Source organism: Lewinella sp. LCG006 (assembly GCF_040784935.1).
Classification (GTDB): domain Bacteria; phylum Bacteroidota; class Bacteroidia; order Chitinophagales; family Saprospiraceae; genus Lewinella.
This window is the reverse complement of the sequence record NZ_CP160680.1, coordinates 1,968,638-1,990,377: the sequence shown is the minus strand read 5'-3', so window position 1 is coordinate 1,990,377 and position 21,740 is coordinate 1,968,638. Positions and strand designations below refer to the sequence as shown.

At 45.3% G+C, this 21,740-nt stretch carries 14 protein-coding genes; 6 read left to right on the top strand and 8 right to left on the bottom strand.

Annotated elements, in window-relative coordinates; all coding sequences use genetic code 11:
- Positions 1-26: 26 nt before the first annotated feature.
- Complete coding sequence (locus tag AB0L18_RS06670; protein WP_367391808.1) at positions 27-1,046, bottom strand: DUF3089 domain-containing protein; 1,020 nt, start codon at positions 1,044-1,046, stop codon at positions 27-29.
- A 124-nt stretch (positions 1,047-1,170) separates the two neighbouring features.
- Here AB0L18_RS06670 and AB0L18_RS06665 point away from each other — a divergent pair, with 124 nt between their 5' ends.
- The 3 genes from AB0L18_RS06665 (at position 1,171) to AB0L18_RS06655 (ending at position 5,911) form a co-directional block, all read left to right on the top strand.
- Positions 1,171-2,040 (top strand): nuclear transport factor 2 family protein, encoded by an 870-nt coding sequence (locus tag AB0L18_RS06665; RefSeq protein WP_367391807.1) that lies wholly within the window; start codon positions 1,171-1,173, stop codon positions 2,038-2,040.
- 252 nt (positions 2,041-2,292) lie between these two features.
- A complete protein-coding gene (locus tag AB0L18_RS06660; protein WP_367391806.1) occupies positions 2,293-4,686 on the top strand; it encodes a DUF2339 domain-containing protein in 2,394 nt (797 codons plus the stop codon).
- On the top strand, positions 4,679-5,911 hold the full coding sequence (locus AB0L18_RS06655; protein WP_367391805.1) for a DUF3999 family protein: 1,233 nt from the start codon (positions 4,679-4,681) through the stop codon (positions 5,909-5,911). The genes AB0L18_RS06660 and AB0L18_RS06655 overlap by 8 nt, the downstream gene beginning before the upstream one ends.
- A gap of 193 nt (positions 5,912-6,104) precedes the next feature.
- On the opposite strand, the gene AB0L18_RS06650 is transcribed toward AB0L18_RS06655, so the two are convergent.
- The 7 genes from AB0L18_RS06650 to AB0L18_RS06620 form a co-directional block, all read right to left on the bottom strand.
- Positions 6,105-7,934, bottom strand: coding sequence for a class I SAM-dependent DNA methyltransferase (locus AB0L18_RS06650; RefSeq protein WP_367391804.1), 1,830 nt, complete (start codon positions 7,932-7,934; stop codon positions 6,105-6,107).
- Complete coding sequence (locus tag AB0L18_RS06645; RefSeq protein ID WP_367391803.1) at positions 7,934-8,497, bottom strand: hypothetical protein; 564 nt, start codon at positions 8,495-8,497, stop codon at positions 7,934-7,936. The genes AB0L18_RS06650 and AB0L18_RS06645 overlap by 1 nt, the downstream gene beginning before the upstream one ends.
- On the bottom strand, positions 8,497-9,156 hold the full coding sequence (locus AB0L18_RS06640; protein WP_367391802.1) for a hypothetical protein: 660 nt from the start codon (positions 9,154-9,156) through the stop codon (positions 8,497-8,499). Before AB0L18_RS06640 ends, AB0L18_RS06645 begins: the two co-directional genes overlap by 1 nt.
- A gap of 2 nt (positions 9,157-9,158) precedes the next feature.
- Positions 9,159-10,979 carry a sensor histidine kinase gene (locus AB0L18_RS06635; RefSeq protein WP_367391801.1) on the bottom strand — a complete coding sequence of 607 codons (1,821 nt, stop codon included), beginning with the start codon at positions 10,977-10,979 and terminating at the stop codon, positions 9,159-9,161.
- Positions 10,980-11,034: 55 nt separating this feature from the next.
- On the bottom strand, positions 11,035-11,733 hold the full coding sequence (locus AB0L18_RS06630) for a hypothetical protein (RefSeq protein WP_367391800.1): 699 nt from the start codon (positions 11,731-11,733) through the stop codon (positions 11,035-11,037).
- Complete coding sequence (locus AB0L18_RS06625) at positions 11,726-11,956, bottom strand: helix-turn-helix domain-containing protein (RefSeq protein ID WP_367391799.1); 231 nt, start codon at positions 11,954-11,956, stop codon at positions 11,726-11,728. Before AB0L18_RS06625 ends, AB0L18_RS06630 begins: the two co-directional genes overlap by 8 nt.
- 639 nt (positions 11,957-12,595) lie before the next feature.
- Positions 12,596-14,170: an N-acetylmuramoyl-L-alanine amidase gene (locus AB0L18_RS06620; protein ID WP_367391798.1), complete on the bottom strand. Its 1,575-nt coding sequence runs from the start codon at positions 14,168-14,170 to the stop codon at positions 12,596-12,598.
- Between the two features lie 315 nt (positions 14,171-14,485).
- Here AB0L18_RS06620 and AB0L18_RS06615 point away from each other — a divergent pair, with 315 nt between their 5' ends.
- From AB0L18_RS06615 to AB0L18_RS06605, 3 genes are all read left to right on the top strand, one after another.
- Positions 14,486-16,429 carry a hypothetical protein gene (locus tag AB0L18_RS06615; RefSeq protein ID WP_367391797.1) on the top strand — a complete coding sequence of 648 codons (1,944 nt, stop codon included), beginning with the start codon at positions 14,486-14,488 and terminating at the stop codon, positions 16,427-16,429.
- A gap of 45 nt (positions 16,430-16,474) precedes the next feature.
- The gene (locus AB0L18_RS06610) at positions 16,475-19,231 is read left to right on the top strand and encodes an FG-GAP-like repeat-containing protein (protein WP_367391796.1); all 2,757 of its coding nucleotides are present in this window, start codon (positions 16,475-16,477) and stop codon (positions 19,229-19,231) included.
- Positions 19,232-19,396: 165 nt separating this feature from the next.
- Positions 19,397-21,685, top strand: a complete 2,289-nt coding sequence (locus AB0L18_RS06605; RefSeq protein WP_367391795.1) for a TonB-dependent receptor — start codon at positions 19,397-19,399, stop codon at positions 21,683-21,685.
- The last annotated feature ends 55 nt before the right edge of the window (positions 21,686-21,740 follow it).

Below are 21,740 nucleotides of genomic sequence, written 5' to 3'. Positions count from 1 at the left end.
CGATGCCGCTTATGTTTCAGGTTCCCTTAGGGATGCTGCCCAAGGTAGGTTGAAACCCTTAAAGCTACGTTTTCCCGGATGTTTTGGTAGTAAATATTCATATCACCGATGTGATAATTTTTGGTCATCAACAACCAGCTCCCGGGAAATTTTGGTTTGGATGCCCATAAGACCGGGCCTGCTACCTGCGCATCGGCCGCTTCCTCGCGTACTTTTTCGAAAGGCCGAATAACGGCTCCTTCATTCAGGGTGGCGGGTGCGTAGGTGTCTTCCAGGGTCCAAAGCAAGGGGTTGGTCACCACTATTTCGGGGTGAGTTTGTTTGGGTTCATAACCTCGTTTGAAGGTGCGCCAGGCCGTATAGCAATTCAAATCGGTACTGTCCTGGCAGGGGGCTAGTTTGGTGAAGGCCGTACTCAGCACGGGGATGCCGACGATATAGGCCGCGACAAGTTGCCTGGACAGCGGCTTGTCATCAAAAAACTCTTTCAGTAGGCGGATAGCGTGCGTAGTGCCCTGGCTGTGTGAGGCAATGATAATCGGCCGATTTTGGTTGTGGTTGGCCAAATAATAGCGGAAAGCTTTGCGCACATCGTCGTACGCTAAATCAAAAGCCCGCTGGGCACTCAGGGTATCTTCCGTAAAATAGGCATAGAGGTGAGCCTGACGGTAGTAGGGGGCAAAGACCCGGCCAGAGCCGTTGAAAATACTGGCCTGGTACTGAATAGGGCTATCGTCGGTACGTTCATTTAACTCGGGATCTTTTACGGGACCATTCCAAAGCTTATCTCCTCGTTTGCCGGTGTAGGTCGTAGGATGAAGGAAAAATACATCTACTTTGGCACTGGCTTGCTGGTTGGTAAGGCCTTCTGGCGTTTTGTCGGCGGCATCCTGCTTCCAGGGTAAAGCCGCCCAAAAGCGATCCTGGCTATAATCAGGAGCAGTAGGCACCAGCGCAGAAGAGAATGGTTGGCGAGGATGAACCTGGCAATTCGTCAAAAAAAGCGCTAGAAGACAACTGCTTAAGAGAAAGGGAAGGAGTTTCATTGATTGCTGGTGTAATTGGCTAAAGGTATACTGCAAAATGGGGGGCAGTGATTGCAAAAATACACGCCATCTTTAGTATTGTTAAAGCGTAAGCATAAATTTGGTAAATAAAACAACGTCGACTATGAGATATCTAGTACTGCTATTGGTCATTACCACCATCTTTTCTAACCTGAACGCCCAGGAAGTTGCGAGCGAAGAGGCCGCTGTTGCCGCAGCCATCAAGACGCTTTTTGATGGAATGCGTTCAGCGGACAGTGCCACCGTTGCGACCTTGCTTCATCCCGATATTCGGATGCAGAGTGTGGGCTACGACAAGGACGGTAAGCCTTATATTCAACAAGGGAGTAGCCAGCGTTGGTTGCAATCTATTGCTTCTTACCCGGCCGGGACGCTGGACGAGCGCTTGTACTCGCTGGTAATAGAAGTAGATCTGCCCCTCGCCACGGCTTGGACAGACTACAGCTTTTTTCTCAATGGCGAGTTGTCTCATTGCGGTACCAACGCCTTTCAGATGGTCAAGCTAGCCGATGGCTGGAAAATCCACCAGGTGACGGACACCCGAAGGAAAACAGCCTGTATCACCGAAACCATGGCCCTCGCCGATAGCGTCCATGCTTTTGTTGACGCCTGGCATGTAGCTGCTGCTGAGGCTGATGAGGATACTTTTTTTGGGAGCATGGCCCCGGATGGGATCTACCTGGGCACCGATGCCAGCGAGCGCTGGTTGAGAGATACCTTTCATGTTTGGGCACAATTTGCCTTCGATCGCGAGTCGGCCTGGTCATTCAAGCCTTATGATCGGCAGCTCTATTTTAGCGACAACAACAAATACGTGTGGTGGGAGGAAATGCTCGAAACCTGGATGGGCCCTTGCCGGGGATCGGGCGTAGCTCACTACGAAAATGGCCAGTGGAAAATCAAGCACTACAACCTGGCTGTGACGATTGACAATGACAAAATCGAGGGGTTTATTGAACTTACGAAGGAGTGAGTACCATTGTTATGGCGACGTAGGTGTAACTAAGGACTGCACTCGCTCCTTAGCTCCTCGCTCCTTAGCGTAGGGTTTCAAACCCTACGCTAAGGAGCGAGGAGCTAAAGCACGGCCCTAAATAAACCATCAAATCGATGATTACCAGCGTTTCATCTAATTTATCCTTGCTTCCACGTCAAAGACTGTGAGGAATGCGTAATATTGATGGCTTTAAGGGTATGAATCGTTTGTTGCACCTAAACTTGAAACATGGCAGACCACCAGGATCAGATAAATGAACTCTTGAGGAAGTTAGACTTGCTGTCGAAAAAGCAAGAGGGCTTTGCCCAGGAGATCAGCAGGTTAAGCATGGAGATCAATACCTTGAAAGCGGTGGATGCTCATGCAAGGTGGAGTAGTGAAGCATCGACTGCCCCAAAGGAGGTATCTCCTGACCCCATTGAGGCGGCGGTGCCGGAGGAAATAACCACCAAGGACTACCCTCTGGCGCAAGCCCGAACTCCTAAAGCCGCCATGGAATACATGGTGCCCAAAGAAGTGGCTCCTCCTAAAGCCAAATTGGATCTTGAGAAATTTATTGGCGAAAACCTGATCAATAAAATTGGGATCGCCATTACGGTCATTGGGGTAGCTATCGGCGCGAAATACTCGATTGAACACAACCTGATCAATCCGCTCACCCGGATTATTTTGGGTTATCTGGCCGGGATTGGCTTGCTGGGTTTTGGGATAAAGCTGAAGAAAAACTACGAAAGCTACAGTGCTGTTTTGGTGAGCGGCGCCATGACGATTTTGTATTTTATCACTTACCTGGCGTACAGTCTTTATGGATTGATCCCCCAAGCAATGGCGTTTGGGTTGATGGTCGGATTTACGGCCTTCACGGTGGTAGCTGCGCTCAATTACAACAAGCAGGTGATTGCGTTGATTGGTATGGTAGGTGCCTACGCAGTGCCGTTTTTACTGAGCGAGGGATCTGGCCAAGTGGCGGTGCTTTTTAGTTATGTTGCTATCATCAACGTTGGCATCATGGTTATTGCCTTTCGGAAATACTGGAAACCACTGTACTATTCCTCCTTCGGACTGACTTGGCTTCTGTATACCTCCTGGTGCTTGCTGGACTATCGGACCCACCTGCATTTTGGCTTAGCACTCACCTTTTTGTGCCTGTTTTTTGTCATTTTTTACCTGACTTTTCTGGCTTATAAGCTGCTGCAAAAAGAGCAATTCAGTCGCGCTGATATTTTGTTGCTCCTGGCCAACTCATTTATTTTTTACGGGATAGGTTATGGCTTGTTGAACGGGCACGAGACGGGGGAACAGTTGTTGGGTTTGTTTACGCTGGGCAATGCGGTCATCCACTTTGTCGTCAGTGCCACCATCTATCGCAAGCAATTGGCGGACAAGAAACTTTTCTACTTGATTGCAGGCTTGGTGCTGGTCTTTATCACGCTGGCGATTCCGGTGCAGTTGGATGGCAATTGGGTAACCCTTTTGTGGGCAGGAGAAGCGGCTTTGCTCTTCTGGATTGGCCGTACCAAGCAGGTAGCTGTTTACGAATGGATGTCTTACCCGCTGATGATACTGGCATTCTTTAGTTTGATTCAGGACTGGTCGATGAGCTACAATTACTACAATTTTGAATATCCGGAAATGCGTTTAGCTCCCTTTTTCAACATACAGTTCCTGAGCTCAATACTGTTTCTGGGAGCTTTCGGTTTTATCAACAGGATACACCATAATCAAAAGTATTCCTCTGTTTTGAAAAATAAGGGTGGGCTGCTACAACTCATGTCGCTAGCTATTCCCGGCGTGCTGCTGCTGGTTTTGTACTATGCGCTCCGGTTGGAAATTGAAAATTACTGGCAGCAGCTATACTTCGATTCTACCATTACGAACAGCCCAAACCCTGAGGGGTACTCGGAAAGTCATTCCAATACTGACCTGCTAAGCTTTAAAAACATTTGGGTCATCAATTTCTCCTTACTATTTGTAGCAGTGCTGTCTTTTGTGAACATCAGGAAATGGAGGCATACCCTTTTAGCCTACACAAGCTTGGTCTTAAACCTGCTGGCCATTGCAGCTTTCCTCGTGGTGGGGCTTTATGAGTTGAGTGTGTTGCGGGAGAGCTATTTAAGTAAAAACCTGGCGGAATATTATAAGTTGGGTGTTTTCCATCTTGGCATCCGCTACGTTTGCTATTGCTTTGCAGCCTTGGTGCTTGCGGCTTGCTATGCTTACCGCCGACAAGATTTTGTCAAAAGGAAGCTCAATGTAGCTTTTGATTTGCTCCTCCACCTCGTGATCCTCTGGGTCGCTAGCAGTGAATTGATCAACTGGATGGACATCGCCAATTCTACCCAATCCTACAAGCTTGGGTTGAGTATCCTGTGGGGCGTTTATGCCTTGCTACTCATTGCCCTGGGAATTTGGAGCAGCAAGCAACATTTGCGCATCGGTGCGATTGTGTTGTTTGGCCTTACGCTCATCAAGCTTTTTTTCTACGACATATCGCATCTCGACACGCTGGCAAAAACCATTGTGTTTGTCTCCTTGGGTGTACTGCTGCTGATTATCTCGTTTTTATACAACAAATACAAGCACCTCATTACGGATGAAAGGACTGATGAAATTGATGGCTAAGCCACTTGGAGCATGGGTCTTGTTGCTACTCGTCAGTGGGTCTTATGCCCAGCAAATGGATACGTATCGTTACCAGCGGGAATTGCAGGGCATCACGGAGCAGTGGCATACGATAGTACTGCCAGATGCTATTTTTGGTAAAATCTCCCCCGATTTATCGGACATTAGAATCAAGGGAGTCAGCGCCAGCAATGATACCATTGAAGCGCCCTATCTATTGCAAATAGCGGAGGAGAAGCTTGCCCTGGAAGCGGTTGCTTTTAATCGGGTGAATACTGCTCACAACGAGGCCGGGTATTACTTTACGTTTGAGGTGCCTACAGCCGAGGCGATCAATCAGCTACAGCTGAATTTCGAGCAACAAAATTTCGATTGGAAGCTGCGATTAGAAGGTAGTCAGGACCAAAATGAATGGTTTACCATGGTGGAAGATTACCGCATCCTGGCCATCAAGAACAACAACACGGATTATCATTTTTCGACGATAAATTTCCCTACGTCGAAATACCGTTACCTGCGGGTATGTATTGCCAGCAAAGAGGCCCCAAAATTGACCACCGCAAGTATTACCATGCGTACTTTGACAGAAGGAACCTATCGGACCTATCCGATACAGACCATGGAGACCACCCAGCGGAAAGAAGCTAAACAAACGGAAATAGAGGTCTTATTGCCCATGCCCGTACCCTTGAGTCAGTTGAGCATAGAAGTGCTGGACACCTTTGATTATTACCGCCCGGTGACCATCCAGTACTGTACGGATAGCATCCATACAGAAAAAGGATGGCGATACAATTACCGCACCTTAAGCAGCGGGACGCTGAATTCAATGGAGGCCAATACTTTCAGCCTCGGGACGAATACGATCACCAGAAGGGTGAAGATGCTCATCCACAATCAAGACAACCAAGCGTTGAACATAGGTACAGTAAGCCTCAAAGGGTATGTACACCAATTGATTGCTCGCTTCCAAACGCCAGCTACTTATTACTTGGTGTACGGCAATAAATACAAGGCGAAACCACAGTATGATATCACCCGATTTGCAGAAAAAATTCCGAGTACTGCAACGGCTCTAACACTAGGCCCAGAACAAGTTATTGATCAGGCCGCCCCGGAAAAAGCAGCACCGCTGTTTGAAAACAAAGTCTTCTTATGGGTACTGATGATCATCATCATCGCCGTACTCGGAGGCTTCACCCTGAAAATGATGAGTGGGAAGTAGTTGTTTTTATGCTTGTTGTTTGGGTTTTGTGATCAAGGGTGGCATAGTTTTTTTTGTTTTTTAGGTTGGGATTCCCTGAAATAGGGTGATTTTGTTCAGCGTTCGGATATGGTTTTATTGTATGCCGTTCTTTTATCACTTACACAATGCCATCAAAAAGAATTGGATATCATGGTTTAGCCACCTATGAGTTCTATTTTGGAATCTCAATGTTGTATTTTGATTCAATGAATGAATTAAGCTTGTTTGAATCATTTTCCTTTCTGATATAGTCACGTTCATCTTCGCTAAATTCATAAACTCCAAAACTCTTAATGTAGTTTCTGCTCAATGAAAAATAGCCCGAACCATAAGGCTTACTGGAATGCACGACATAGAACCAAAACAGATTGGAACTCATTAGTTTTTGAAGGAACTGCAATTCTTGTTTAGTTTGAGATACTACAGCAATTCCGTTGTAAAATAGCAGATCTTCATCATCGCTAAAGGTGTAGTGCGGAATATGTGGGGTAATGTGTGGGAAGAATAGTTTGGTGCTATACTTTTCCAACGACTGATTTCGGCCATACGCATACCAGTTTTCGTATCGCCCTTTTCCTTTATCACGCTGGGCCAGCGATTCTCTTTTCGCCTCCAGATACGTATATGCTTGAGGATATCGGTCTTGAAATTCTTCCTGTGCAATTAGTTTAGCATCTCCCTGTTTATCAAACTCATAAGGGAAAATGGCCTTTTGGCGTAGTTCTTTGATACTCTTGGCCTGGGTAAGTTTGTTTGGGTTGATGATTTCCTTGCAAATGCCTTTTTCTATGGGGTATTCGGCTCCGTTTTGCAGGTAATAGAATTCATCATCTTCTCTAATTTCATTGAAGATGTAAATATGATTTTTGAGTGTAGCAATACCGTTGCGCGTACGGTACAAATCTCCAAATGCCGGGCCTGCTTCTTCAATTTGGGTAAGTAAATCATGGTGCTGTAGGTTCCAGCCATTCTTATGATTGAGCCGGGCATAGTTAATTCGTTGAAACGGAATGTTTTCGGTTAATGACTCCTCCCCCCCTTGTGCATACTCTACTGCCTTCGATTCACGTTTGTGAAGGACACAAATGCAAGTGTATGTGGATTTACTTTGAAATACCTGATTTCCGCCAAAGTCCAGTATTTTTAGTGCAATCTCTTCATCTTCAAAATATTGACGTAAGGCACGTCCATTAACGCTTTTGAAAAAGGTGTTCATGGTGATGAATCCTAAAACTCCACGAGGACGCAGGTTTTCAAAACCAATTTGAAAAAAGGGAATATACAGATCGGGGTGGCCGGAATCGCTTACTTTCCAATTGAAAATGAGTTCTCGGGATTCTTCATCAATGTTTCGTGAACAGACATAAGGTGGGTTGCCCACTATTGCATCAAACCCCGTAAAGCCTTCATAATGTTCAGTCCAGCTAAAGCAGAGTGCATTTCCTTTATCAAAGTTAAACCGGAAGTCAGCATTTTCACCTTCGGTTAGTGCCAGCAGTGTTAGTAATATTTGGGAACGATTGACAGCATATTGCTGTATGTCCAACCCGTAAATATTATTGGCAAAAATGGCTTGGTAAGTTCTGCCCGTTTGATCGTGTATGGCTTTTGCAGCGGTATAGAGAAAGCCCCCACAACCACAGGCCGGATCGCAGATTTTGATATTGGCAAGATCAGTAAGGGAGTTGAAACATTGATCAATAATGTATTCGCGAATGTTCTTTGGGGTGTAAACTGCCCCCGTTACAATTTTCTCCTCGGGCGAAATGATAAACTCGAATATCTGAATGAGTTCTTCGAGTTCGGTAAACTGGCATATTGGAAGAAACTCTTTTAAGCCTTCAAAATCTTTGTCCTTTTCTTGAATCAGATATGGTTGCAAGAATGCGTTGGTGGTGTTTTCCATACCCAAAGAATACAGGAAGGCAGACACAATCAGCCGGTCTACTTCAAAAGGGTCGGTAGAATAAGGCCGGAGATATGTATGGATTTCCTTGTTCATTATTGAGCACGCAGGTATTTTTTGTAATCCATATACTTCATGGTTATCTGTACAAAGAGCTCCTTGGCACCATCGTCGTTTGTATTCTCAATTAGTGTTCTTAGTATTTCCATCCTCTGTTCTAATTGTTCCAACGTCCATATTATGCTATACCTCTTTAGATATAATTTCAACCTTTTGTGCATGTAAACTGCTTTGGATGATGTCGAGAAAGGAAGTATAGCCCCTTGGTCGTTTCGAAAAAAATGAGTATTGAAGTTCTCATTACAGGGATCCAAATAGTTTCCTTCGTCATTGCTTTTTGCCCTGTTTACATAAGAACAGGAGTAAATGAGATTAGAGTACTTTGTTTTGAGTTTTGGATATTTTGATTGAGGTAAGAAGTGATCTATTTGAAAAGTGGATACCCCTCCGAACCAATCATCTATACAATTAGTGTATCCGCATTTCTTTTTGAAATCATTTCTAAGATGGTCCTTGTAATCACGATAGTTCTTCAAGTCTGGCCCTTGGTAAGTCCGCACCGGAATACTTGCGTCATCTCTAAAAGGTAGATTTCTCATTACTCTAGCTTCTTTTTAAGTTCATCAACAGCGTTAAGCAGCTCTGAAAGAGATTTAGATTCAATCGTTCGTTTCACGGTATCTGGAACCACGTACTTCTTGTCCAAAGATTTTTCAATCAAACTATCAAGCTTAAGAAGTTCATCTTCTTCAAACGCGTCAAGTTCCTGAGTTTTACTTTTCTCCAATAGTTCAATCAAGCGTAGTTCCGCTTTTTCCAACTTTGACTTATAATGAATAATCTGGTTTTTCAAGCGGTCAAGGAAAGTTGCCTTTGCCTTTGTTTCTTTTTCTGTACCATGCAGAATACCTTTGATGTAGACTATGTTCACATCTTCACTTTTTCCTACGGCTTCATCATCGAAAGAGGTTAGAACGAAGCACGGGAAATCTTCGCGCTCCGATAATATTCCTTCTACTAACTGGGTACCATCATAGGGCACGTTGTAATCAATGTTCTCCTTGTACTCGTTTAGCCGGAAATCGGTTATAACAGCATCTACGTGCATACTCATCACTTCCTCGATCATTGACTCCAAACTTTTTAGGGGATACTTATCAAGCACTTCGAAAATGCCCTCTAAGTCTTTCTCTTCGATGTAGTCTTTGAAGCTGTCGATGTCTTCTTGTTGTTCATCAATAAACAATATTTTATACATTTCTACGTGCGTTTATATTTTACAGGAAACGTAATTCTAACTCCGAATCCAATTGCGGGGTAGAGTAGTTTCACTTGAGCATCATTTTCAGCTGCGATTGATTTTACCAGCCACATTCCAAGTCCGGTACCTTCTTCTTCTCCCGTATGGGGATTTCGCTTTGTTGTGAAGAGAGGCTCAAAAATTTGTTCGGGTTTTTCGATGTCTTTGGAAAGCCCAGGGCCATTATCATGATAATCAACAACAATTTCTTTAGAAGTCTCTCGTGCTCTGATCGTTATTTCTCGCGGTCTGTTTTCTTTTGATTGAATAAATGAATCAATAGAGTTGACAAGAAGATTGTTGAAAATACTGTCAAAGTCAATTTCAAATACTCTCAAATCAATTTCCGCTATTTTTGAGGTGTCGAAGTGGATTCCTCTATTTTCCATAACAGTTGTCCAATCACTCCTCAAATCATTGAAGTATTTGTGCAAGAATAACTGCTTCCTTTTTCTTTTGTCTTTTCGTGCTGCACCAAGGGAAAAGTTGAGCCAGTTTTGAAGTTTGACGTCTTGTTTTCTCATTCGTTCTAATTGAACAAATGGGTTTTTGCGCTCCTCAGAATCAGCGTATTCACTTTCCTGAATCTTCTCTGAAATCAAAGTTTTTAGTTTATCCACTCGCGAACTCAAGACGTTATTCAGCTTGCTTAGATCATGGCTGAATGAAGCCAAGACAATACCGCTGCTCGCCAGACCTCTCAATACCTTTTGTTCATCTTTGAGTTTTTCAATCTCTTCATCTTTTCCTCTGTTTAACTCAGCTAATACAGTTAGTTCATCTGTTTGTGTCTCATCTTTCGGATCAGCTGTTTCACCGTCTTTTTGTTCTTGTTCTTTTCGTTTGCGGTTTCTTTCAAGAATGGATCGAACCAGTTTCTCGGCTTGTTCTCTATTTATGCGATCTGCATGTTTTTCACCGTGATATTTATCCATTGCCCGTGCAATGTAGGCACGATCTTCCTCTAACAATTGGATCAGCTTGGTCAAAATTTCTTTGAATACTAAAAATGTCTTGTTCTCCTGTAAGCCTTCCCTACTAGACTTATCTTCAAAATTTACGTTCGTGAGACGAGAAATCTTGATTGCTCCTGAGACGTTTTCAGGCTCTACTCGCCACCCACCATCCTCCTTGGCTATACCTGCTGGGCTTGAGGATTTTCTAGCACCCAATCCAAGCCAATCGAACGAGGAATCCTTGATCTCTCCATATGGTCTTACCCGGAAGTTATCTCTGAAAAGTTTTACCCCACCAAATTTGTCCAGCCAATCTTTCCGTGAATTGGTTAAGGCTCGCTTGTAGTTAAACCTTTCAGCATCGGAACTGGAGTAGGTCCTCTTCATGAAGTAAAATGAGAAGTCAAAAACTCCAATATTTTCGAATACCTTCTGCTGGTCAACTTCCTTGAATCCAGGTAATAATTTGGAAAATGTTACCGTCTTAGACCATGTTCCTTTTTGAAAGTCTTCCTTTCGAAATGGGTATTCTCCCATTTCTTCCAGCTTAAAGAAATCAGGATCAATAAGTTCTAAATCATATTCATTGCGAGTGATATTTACCATTACGGTTTGATTTTCGTCCGCATGGGCTGTAAGTTTATAGTCGAAATCATCGCAAACGGAGCTAAATACCTCTCCGTATTTATCTCGTTCAAGGCTACTGTAGAGAAATATTTGAAACTCACCGCTCTCCTTTGGTGGAACTAGAACTTCCAGATCAGAATATACTTGACTTACGTAATAATCTTCCCAATTATCGCGAAGTCCGGAGATTTTTAACACGGTACCGTATTGAAAATTTGCCTTTGTTTCGATACTCTCTAAATCTAGGTCAAGTTTAAAGAGGTCTTACGGCATCCAGTAGAGACTCGGACATTACTCCGTCTAGGTCAGCCTCAACTTTTTCAATTGTTTTGAAATCTCCTTCAAAGTCATCCCAATTTACTTTCCAAAAATAGCCTCTATATGATGTTTCTTCTCCCTTTTCATCAATATCGGGCTCATGGTTGTTGGGGTTGAAAACAGTTACCATCTCACACCTTGTGCCTAATTTATCCAGAGCAAAGCGTCCGATTCCTTTCGCTCCTGCTTTGACGCGTCCAGACTTCGTGAATACATCGTAGGCTTTATTGTCAGTCCCTATGGTCATCCAGTGATTCCTGATAATATTCTGTGTCATGCCTTCTCCCGAGTCGATTATATAAAGAGCACTTAGATCTTTCAATCTCTTTTGAAGTTGAATGAGGTCTTGTTCGTCAACATCATCTTTTAGTATATACTTGTCTTCTGAAAATGAGTATGCCTTTGCCAAGTCATCTTCCAAAATCCCTCTGTTGGTTATTTCAGCAAATTGCTCTTTGGTTAATTCATTCAGCAGTACAGAATATCTATTATCGAAGTAGACAATACTTACAATACTGTCAGCGTCATAAGCATTCTTTACCAACTCTATTATGGCTCCTTTTGAAGAGGCAACATTTTCCCTACCTATAAGGCGTGCTGTTCTAGCTGAAACAGTAAATGATATTTTAGGCATCTACGTTTTCGTTTTCTAGTTTGAGGTCTTTGAAAATCTCTTTTAGCATTTCTCCTGGATCATTATCAATAGCCAAGGCTATCAGTAAGAGTTCTTCTGCTGTTAGGCGAGTAGATTTTTTAAGACTTAACTCACTAATTCTTGATGTGCTTATTCCCGTTCTACGCGAGATTTGTGCTTTGTTAACGGATTTCCTGTCTAACAACTTTACTATTTCTGTCATTATATAGAAATGTTTTATACAAATCTAACTAATCAAGACAATTATTTCGATTTTCTTGATTTTCTTATCAGATTTCTCAAGAATTGGCTTCCGTGCTTGGAAATATCAGTCTAATTGACCTCTTGATTTATTCAAATGACATACAACTCAAAGTCCTGTCTATTCACCTCCCCAAAACAAACTACATTATCTATCTTCTGTCGGTTGAACCTGTCTTGAAACGTTTTGCATCTATGGCGGAGGTTTTCGAAGAGGGTTAAGTATAAAAGCGCAATTGGGCTGTTCTCCTTACCAACTAATAAAGCTTTTTTGGTACGCCTTCACCATTTTTGTTGGTTACGTTGGCCTAATTTATGGTCTGCCACTTCAAGTCTTCTTTTTATTAGTAGAGCAAATAATATCGTACTTGCTCGGGTGAGAAATCTGGCTCATATTTCCGGTCTGCCCGCTAGTCTAAAACTGTCGAAAAACCTACTATCGTCCAATGGCATGTCCAAAACCATAATGGTGACTAAATTTAGCTAATTTTAGTTACTTAACTGACTAAAATTTAGCTAAATATAGTCAGTTTGATGAAGAATCCCTGTTAAGTGTCAGGTATGATTTTTCTTCGCACGCGAGGGTTTTGCCGAACTCCTTTTACCCCTTCACCACCTTCCAAATCCCCCGTTGTCCATCTACTTCAACGCTCAACAGGTAAGTACCTGTTGGCAGGTCGCGCATATCCAATTGCTCGTTCCACTGGGTGGTATGTTTCTGGCTTTGTTTGGCCAGAAGCTGGTGCTGTGTCAAGTCCATTAGTCTTACCTGTACGGCGCCTTGCCATTCGCCGGTGAGCGACAGCTGCAATAGATCTTTAGTAGGATTGGGCGAAAGCGTCAGCGCATCCTGCGGCAAAGTGGCCTGGTTGGTGCCCACGACGCCGGTATTGATGATGACGATATTGCTGTAATCAGAAGTGTCTACCTCATTGTAGGCGCGAATACGGTATTGGTAGATACGCTCCAATTCCAGGTCTGTTTCTATAAAGGTGAGCAGGTTGGCTCCGATTTCAGCACGTAGCTCGAAGGTACCGCCACCATCTTCGCTGCGCTCCAATTGGAACCCCGTCTCATCGGGAGAATTATGCGACCAACTGAGGAAGTAACTGGTCTCGTCAATTTCTGAAGCTACCAGGCTGATGGGGCTCGACAAGCCCGCACAGTTGGCGAGGATCTGATTGTTGGTTGCTACCCTTACCTGAGGGAGTAAAGGGTAAAAAGAGTCGCCAGGGCAAGCCGTTGAGCAACCATCCCGGTGACCGGAAATATTTTTCAATACCCCACCAGAAGAGGCGTGAAAACTTTCTCCTAAAGGATCGGCCCCAATATCACAAGATTTCCAGGCGAGTAAGCGCTCCAGGCTTTCCAAGGCCGCGTTGGTAGGTTCAATATCGGTAAAGTCGCCCATCATACATACGCCCATGGTACCCGAATTCATGCCGCAAAAATGTGCACCCAGGATATTGTAACCACGCCCTTCGTAAATGACCCCATTAGGGTCTACCAGGTAGTTGTAGCCGATATCCGACCAGCCGTTGCCATTGACATGGTAATCCCAAATGGCTCGTACAATAGCAGCCCAATCGTTGGCGCTGTTGGTGCCGGCGGAGTGATGGACGATCATGTGGGTAACATTGGTAGGGGTTGGTGAGGTCTGCCCGGGGCAGTCGCCCGAGGGGCACCACTCGGTACGGCTCTCCAGACCGGGCTGCGGGCAAGGGCAGGCAGAGGTGTATACGGGGTCGGCGTCGGCTACGGTTGGTAGCGCATCGCCCGTAAGGCCAGGGTGGTAAAAGTGTAGGGTGGCCGTTTCGATGTTAAGATCGTGGCGAGCTATTTTTAGTTGAAAAAAGCGGTATGCTGCTTTACCGATGTAGATTTCGGTAATTCCTTTTTCTGTGTTGTGAGGGTCTTGGTGAAGGGTTTCCCATTTTGTCCAGGTCTCCAGGTCGTCGGTGAATCTTAGCTCCAGGTCAAGCGTACCTTGGGGCCATTCTACAAAGAAGGAAAAGAAAGGAAGCTGATCGACATAAGGGAGTTCTGCAAAATAATTGAGCTCCGTCGCATCACTAGGAAATTCCACCGGAAGTGTTTTGCGCTGACTTTGCTGCGCATTCAGGTTGGTGAAAAACAAAAAGCTTACACTGAAAAGAAGGAGTTGTAATCGCCGCATCGTTTGTCATTTGGTGAATCGCTGGAAAATTTGTCGCGATTTGATGTTGGTCAAAGAAAAGGAAAGGTAAGCGATTCTTCGCGATCGAAGAACAGGAAACCAGGATTAAAAACAGCGGCAAGCTCCTCTTTTGTTCGTGTGGCCTATTGATTTAACACGAAAAACAAGTTTTTCCCGACTTAGGTCATCTGGCTGTCAGCTAGATGACGCATCTTTGTTCTTAAACTCTAAAAATAACTTCTAGCTTTAAGGCCCCTTAGCTTTACAACGACCGACTTCCTCATCCCAGACGGATGTAGTAACCTGAATAACACGATGGTAATTTCCAATTTGCCCCATTTTCGCTACCTGCTGATCGGCAGTATCTTTGTGCTGGTCACGTTCTTTTTTAGCCTTGATTCTCAGGCATCTCGTGATGCACAAACCTTCCATACCACGGAAGAGTTTGCCTTTTTTACCACGCTCGCCGATTCTTTGCCGCGCGGCTACAATGGTCTTTTTGCTGGTTCGGGTGATTGTGTTCAGTGCCACGGATTCGACACGGCAATGATTGCTAGCCGCGATCCGCTAGGCAATGATATCAATCTGGTAGATGATTGGCGTGCAACGATGATGGCCAATTCTGCCAAAGATCCATTTTGGCGAGCAAAGGTGAGTCACGAAGTATTGTTATACCCTCAATACATGGAAGCCATTGAGACGAAGTGTACTTCTTGTCATGCACCGCTAGGGCATTTTGCTGCTTTTCATCAAGGGGCCGAAAGTTACAGTATCGACGAACTGGTCAGTGATAGCATTGCGCTCGATGGCGTTTCCTGCCTCGCTTGTCACCAGCAATCGCCCAACAATTTAGGTAATGGCCATTCAGGTGATCTACTGTTCGAAACCGAAAGGATTGCCTACGGGCCTTTCACTTCGCCTTTGTCATCACCGATGCTCAATGCGACGCTCTATGAACCGGTGTACAGTCCCCATATTTCGGATGCCGGGGTGTGTGCCGGTTGCCATACTTTGATTACAGAAACTATCGATTTCGCCGGCAATTTCACGGGAGGTACCTTTGTGGAACAGGCTACTTACCACGAATGGCTCAACTCCAATTACGCTGCTGAAAATGTAACTTGCCAGTCCTGCCACATGCCTACCTTGCAAAAGGGACAGTTTTATTTAGCCGCCGGATTTGAGACGGTACCACGCGATAAGTTTTCTTTGCACGAGCTGGCTGGAGCCAATGTCAGTATGCTGAAATTGATGCGGGATAATGCCGCAGAATTGCACATCTCCGCTACGCCACAAGATTTTGATGCAGTGATCACTGCTACCGAAAACATGCTTCGCTTTCGTACTTTAGAAGTAGAACTTACCGACCTCGACCGTTCGGCAGATACCGCCTTTGTAGCTTTACGACTGACCAACATGGCCGGGCATAAATTCCCCTCGGGCTATCCCGCTCGTCGTGCTTTTGTAAGCCTCGTTGTACAAACGACAGAAGGAGATACCCTTTTTCATTCCGGGCAATACGATGCTAATTACGAGATAACAGGGCACGATGCTACTTACGAGCCTCATTATTCGACCATCCGTTCTGCGGATCAAGTGCAGATTTATGAGCAGGTACTCGGGGATGTGAACAACCAAAAAACAACGGTACTGGTACGAGCAGCCAGCGCCCTGAAAGACAATCGAATTCCACCTAAGGGCTTCACTCAAAGTCATGCGGTATACGACACTACACGTATCTCAGGAGCGGCCTTGTTGGATACCGATTTCAATGTAGATGAACTGGGTGAAGGCTCCGGTTCTGATGTGGTGTATTACCACATTCCTACCCTGGGATATCTCGATGATTTACAAATCACGGCAACGGTTTACTACCAATCAATGCCTCCGAAATGGATGGCCGAGATGTTTGCAGAAAGCACCCCGGAGATTGATCGCTTCGTAGAAATGTACAACGAAGCAGAACGCACGCCTGCTCTGGTAGGCACTGATGCACTGACCATGGCGGGCATTGTAGGCCTGCAGCCCGTGAAGCCCACCTTGAATGCTGAGGTTTTCCTAGCTGCTGATCGGCAATTGATGATACAGACACCCGTAGCCTCCGAATTGACGATCTATAATTATTTAGGACAAGCACTGCAGCAACAACGGCTCCCCGCAGGTTCTAGTAATGTCCCCCTACGATTCAAAAGACAAATTATAATTGTTCACATCAAGAGTCCTGAAGGCACCTTTACTCGCACTTTATGGGTGAACTAAGCGGCTTTTAGATAACTTTATTTTCTATTTCACAAATTCCTTGCAATGAAAAAATATCTACTCTTTTCCTTAGCATTGTTCCTCACAGCCTGGGGTGCTTTGCTAGCCCAACCAGTACCCGTATCATTTACCAATCAAGGCAGCTTACTGACGCCCGTTTCCGGCGGATCTTCCAATGATTGTGCAGTTGATATGAATGGTGATTTTTTGGACGATATCGTACGTGTTAAAAATACGGGTCTTTACATCGATTTTCAGCAACCAGACGGTAGCTTTATCCATCAGTATAGCCCCGTTAACTTTAGCAATTCTCCTTCCTGGAGTATCTGTGCAGGTGACCTCGACGGCAACGGCTTCAATGACTTGTTGTTTGGTGGAGGTAGCGCGGTTTCTTTTGTGATGGCAAATGAAGACGGTACTTCGTATACCGAATACATGAATCCTGACTACATCTTCTCGCAGCGTTCCACCATGTTTGATATTGACCTCGACGGGAACCTGGATGCTTTTGTTTGTCATGATGTTGATCTCAGTCACCCTTACCGCAATGTAGATGGTTTGGGTACCATGGTAGAAGACCAGTCGCTGATTCATACCCTTGATATGCCGGGTAACTACGCTGCTATCTGGGTAGATTATAACAATGATGGTTACACCGACCTGTTCATCACCAAATGTCGTGGTGGAGCGGCACCTGGTAACCCATTTCGTACCAACAGGCTGTACCGCAACAACGGTGACGGCACCTTTACTGAAGTAGGAGAGGAAGCCAATATGGCCGACAACGCACAGTCATGGTCTACCGTATTTGAAGACTTTGACAACGATGGTGATTTTGATGCCTTCATCGTGAACCACGATTTCCAAAATCGCTTCATGCTCAATAACGGGGATGGAACTTTCACCGACATCATCGCTACCACGGGTATCGCTCCTGGCGACCTTGGTGCTTGGGAGAATGCTTCTGGCGATTTCAACAATGATGGATTTGTGGATATTTTCTCAGAATTGGACTACCAGCTTTACCTTAATAATGGTGATTTGACCTTCACTGGCCAGACCTTGCCTTTTGACGAAGGGGGGATTGGTGATTTCAATAACGATGGCTTCCTGGATGTTATCCGTGGCAATAACTTGCATATCAATAATGCCAACAACCACAACTGGATCAAAATCAACACCCAGGGCTTGATTTCCAATAAGAACGGAATTGGCTCCCGCGTGATGATTTACGGCGAGTGGGGGATGCAAATGCGTGAGGTACGCTCGGGACAAAGTTTCAGCCCGATGAGTAGCTTGTGTGCCCACTTCGGTATTGGTGAGGCCACGTCTATTGACAGCTTGGTGATCAACTGGCCATCAGGTATTCGTACCGTTCTGGAGAATCCAGCGATCAATACGATGCACAATGTTTTGGAGGCAAGCTGTACGTTGCCTGCTGAAACGATTGAGGTTTTGGGTAGTACGGCTATTTGCCCTGGTGCAATGGTTGAATTAGCTGCACCTTCTGGCTACGAGTCTATCCTTTGGTCGACGGGTGATACCAACCCTACGTTACAAGTAACGGAGCCAGGTTCTTACGGACTGGTTGTTTTTGATGAGGGAGGATGTGCTTCTATCGCCCAAAATGTTTCTATTACCCAAATAATCGATACGCCTCCAGTAATTGCGGTAGACGGAGATGTGGAATTCTGTGCAGGTGGAGAAGTAAGCCTGTCGATAGATAGCGGAAACAACCCGGTTTGGAGCAATGGAATGACGGGCGAAACCATCACTGTTCAGGAAAGTGGGGTGTACAATGTAGCTGTTGATGCCCAGTGCTCTGAAGAACAAATGCAAGCACTGGAAGCCGTAACCGTTACGGCGTTTATGGTAGCAGAACCCGTGATCGAAAGTGTAGAAGTAGATCCCGACGGTGTTGCCCTGCTCACTGCTAGCGGTGAAAACCTTACCTGGTACGACGAGGCTACTGGTGGTACTCCGCTAGGATCTGGTGCGACCCTTACCACAAGCCCTCTCACCGAGGATGCTACCTTCTACGTTGAAGCTGGTCAGGTGTTTGGTGGAGGTATTGAAATGGGGGGAAAACTTACGCCAGAAGGCCCAGGTGGTGTTCCTTCTGTGGGGGCTTACAGCTATTTTGATGCTTACGAGCCATTTACGATCCTGACAGTGGATGTATTGGTACCCGATGGCCAGCAAGAAGGCGTGAGAACCATTCAATTGGTGGATGAAAGCGATGTCGTTTTGCAAACCGTACAAGTGGATTTGGCCCTGGGTCTTCAGACCATTGAGCTCAACTTTGAAGTTCCTGAAGGTACTGGTATGTCACTGCGTTGCCCAGAAAACAACCTCTTCCGCAACAATGACCAGGTGAACTACCCTTACCCAATTGGCACTGACCTCGGAGCGCTTACAACTTCTTTCTACGGTGACAATTACTACTACTACTTCTACAACTGGCAAGTAGAAACGCCTGCCATCGCCTGTGTTTCAACACGTGTACCTGTAGAAGTTACGATTGTAAACGTGAATGAAATCCCAGAAGTAGAAACCTTGAGCTTGTTCCCTAACCCTGCTCAGACTAATCTGCGGGTTGAAATGACCTTGGTAGAAAAAGCAGATCTCCAGTTGCGCCTTTTCAATGCGCTAGGGCAGGTTGTTTACCAGGAAGCATTGACCGATACAGCGCTTGGCTTGCAGACACAAGATATTGACGTCAGCAAATTACCTGCCGGTGTTTACCAGTTGCAGCTTCGCGCTGGTGATCGCACAGCTACCTACAAAGTAGTGGTAGAGTAAGCACGAATGCTTTCAGGTACTTGGTAGATGCTACTAAGTATATAATCCCGAACAGGACCAGGTGGTCTTGTTCGGGATTTTTATTTGGGTTAAAAGTTATTTAGACTAGTCTAATTTATTATATTCGTGTGGCTAAATAAATTGTAAGCTTAGTTAAATAACCTTATGAAGACCCTTCTGCTCTACCTTTTCTTGCTTCTTTGTTTACCCGCATTATTGGCCCAAACGGGCCGCATATCAGGAACGATAAGTGCTGATGGCCAAGCCTTGGGTTACACAACGATTGTGCTCAAAAATACCCATCATGGAACCTATTCAGGAGAAGAAGGCCTGTTTGAGCTAAACGAAATTGCTGCTGGCGTTTACATCATAAATGTATCCTATCTGGGTTATCAATCTTTTGAAGAAACAATTGAGGTAGAAGACGAAAAGACGACAGTCGTAGACATTGAGCTTGAGGTTCAAGTGGGTTTACTCGACCAGGTCGTCGTAACGGGTACCTTGAAAGAAGTAAGTCGATTGGAAAGCCCGGTGCCTGTAGAAGTGTACACTCCTGCCTTTTTCAAAAAGAACCCCACCTCCAATATTTACGAAGCCCTGCAAAACGTCAATGGTGTGCGGCCGCAGCTCAATTGTCAGGTTTGTAATACCGGCGATATACACATCAATGGTTTGGAAGGGCCCTACACCATGGTATTGATCGACGGCATGCCGATCGTCAGTAGTCTTGCTACCGTTTATGGTTTGTCCGGTATTCCTAATTCCCTGATTGAACGAATGGAGATCGTGAAGGGGCCAGCCTCCTCGCTATACGGGAGTGAAGCGATTGGGGGCTTGATCAATATTATTACCAAACATCCCCTCTACGCTCCTCTGGTAAGTGCCGATATTATGGCCACCAGCTGGCAGGAATACAATGTGGATCTAGGCTTGAAACTGAAATTGGGTAAGAAAATCAGCCTTCTTACGGGGGTGAATTATTTCCTCTTCGATGAGGTCGTTGATAACAATGATGACAACTTTACGGACCTTGCCTTACAGGAGCGCGTATCTGTTTTCCAGAAATGGAATATTGTGAGAAAAAGTAACCGTTTGTTGACCCTCGCTGGCCGTTATTATTATGAAAATCGCTGGGGCGGAGAATTGGATTGGCAGGAAAGCTACCGGGGAGGGAATGAAATTTACGGGGAAAGCATTTACACGGAGCGCGCTGAATTTTTAGGAACCTATCAATTGCCAACAAAAGAAAAGCTGCTCTTTTCTACTTCTTTCAATAGCCACGATCAAAACTCCGTTTACGGCGATTTGGCTTATCTGGCAAAGCAAAAAATCGCCTTTGGACAACTGACCTGGGACAAGCAATTGGGCAAGCATGATTTGCTCTTGGGTACGGCATTACGGTACACGTTTTACGATGACAATACACCGGCTACCGGAGGCGATGCCAATGATCCACGCAATAATCCCGACGAGATTTGGCTGCCCGGTATTTTTCTCCAGGACGAGGTGTTTCTCCATCCACAGCACAAGCTCTTGTTAGGACTTCGCTATGACTATAACGAGGATCATGGTGCTATCCTGACCCCTCGTTTTGCGTACAAATGGTCACTTAGCGATCAGGATATTCTTCGACTAAATGCAGGCACTGGCTTTAGGGTGATCAATCTCTTTACGGAGGAACACGCCGCTCTCACCGGAGCACGGGAAGTGGTCATCGAAGAGCAATTAGCTCCCGAGCAGTCTTACAATGTCAATCTCAACTATAGCCGCAAAACTTGTCTCCCACAGGGGGGCTTTGTTGGGTTGGAATTGGCTGCCTGGTACACCCATTTTACCAATGTTATCTACCCTGATTATGAAACCAACGCCAACCAAATTATCTACGCCAACCTCGATGGTAAGGCCGTCACCCAAGGCATCAGTGCCAACCTGGATGTGTCGCTGTCGAATGGGTTAAGTTTGTTGTTGGGGGCTACTTTCATGGACGTTTCGACCGAAGAAAATGGTATTAAAGAACGCCAGATCCTTACGGAACGGTTCACCGGAACCTGGGCCATTACTTACCCGTTTTGGAACAATAAATTGACCTTTGATTATACGGGGAATGTTTATGGCCCCATGCGCTTACCGCTGTTGGGAGCACTCGATCCACGAGCACCCGTATCCCCGGTTTGGAGCATCCAGAATATACAATTCACTTACCGTGCTGAAAGCCATGTGGAGATCTATACAGGGATAAAAAACCTCCTCAACTGGACGCCCTGGAAAAACCAGGAAGCACCGATCATCGCCCGCGCCTTTGATCCCTTTGACCGAGGTGTGACGTTTGATAACAATGGCAATGCCCTTCCAACCGAAAACAATCCCCATGCCCTAACTTTCGACCCCAGCTACGTCTACGGGCCGAATCAGGGAATTCGTCTATTTGTGGGTATGAGGTATCATTTAGAGTAGGCGAAAATCAGTAAATCCCTGACGAGTTACCCTTTTCTCAGGTATTAAGAGGAGG

What these genes read in the sequence shown, in the direction of transcription:
- AB0L18_RS06670 (WP_367391808.1), bottom strand. Translation starts at nt 1,046, where the DNA reads ATGAAACTCCTTCCCTTTCTCTTAAGCAGTTGTCTTCTAGCGCTTTTT.
- AB0L18_RS06665 (WP_367391807.1), top strand. Translation starts at nt 1,171, where the DNA reads ATGAGATATCTAGTACTGCTATTGGTCATTACCACCATCTTTTCTAAC.
- AB0L18_RS06660 (WP_367391806.1), top strand. Translation starts at nt 2,293, where the DNA reads ATGGCAGACCACCAGGATCAGATAAATGAACTCTTGAGGAAGTTAGAC.
- AB0L18_RS06655 (WP_367391805.1), top strand. Translation starts at nt 4,679, where the DNA reads ATGGCTAAGCCACTTGGAGCATGGGTCTTGTTGCTACTCGTCAGTGGG.
- AB0L18_RS06650 (WP_367391804.1), bottom strand. Translation starts at nt 7,934, where the DNA reads ATGAACAAGGAAATCCATACATATCTCCGGCCTTATTCTACCGACCCT.
- AB0L18_RS06645 (WP_367391803.1), bottom strand. Translation starts at nt 8,497, where the DNA reads ATGAGAAATCTACCTTTTAGAGATGACGCAAGTATTCCGGTGCGGACT.
- AB0L18_RS06640 (WP_367391802.1), bottom strand. Translation starts at nt 9,156, where the DNA reads ATGTATAAAATATTGTTTATTGATGAACAACAAGAAGACATCGACAGC.
- AB0L18_RS06630 (WP_367391800.1), bottom strand. Translation starts at nt 11,733, where the DNA reads ATGCCTAAAATATCATTTACTGTTTCAGCTAGAACAGCACGCCTTATA.
- AB0L18_RS06625 (WP_367391799.1), bottom strand. Translation starts at nt 11,956, where the DNA reads ATGACAGAAATAGTAAAGTTGTTAGACAGGAAATCCGTTAACAAAGCA.
- AB0L18_RS06620 (WP_367391798.1), bottom strand. Translation starts at nt 14,170, where the DNA reads ATGCGGCGATTACAACTCCTTCTTTTCAGTGTAAGCTTTTTGTTTTTC.
- AB0L18_RS06615 (WP_367391797.1), top strand. Translation starts at nt 14,486, where the DNA reads ATGGTAATTTCCAATTTGCCCCATTTTCGCTACCTGCTGATCGGCAGT.
- AB0L18_RS06610 (WP_367391796.1), top strand. Translation starts at nt 16,475, where the DNA reads ATGAAAAAATATCTACTCTTTTCCTTAGCATTGTTCCTCACAGCCTGG.
- AB0L18_RS06605 (WP_367391795.1), top strand. Translation starts at nt 19,397, where the DNA reads ATGAAGACCCTTCTGCTCTACCTTTTCTTGCTTCTTTGTTTACCCGCA.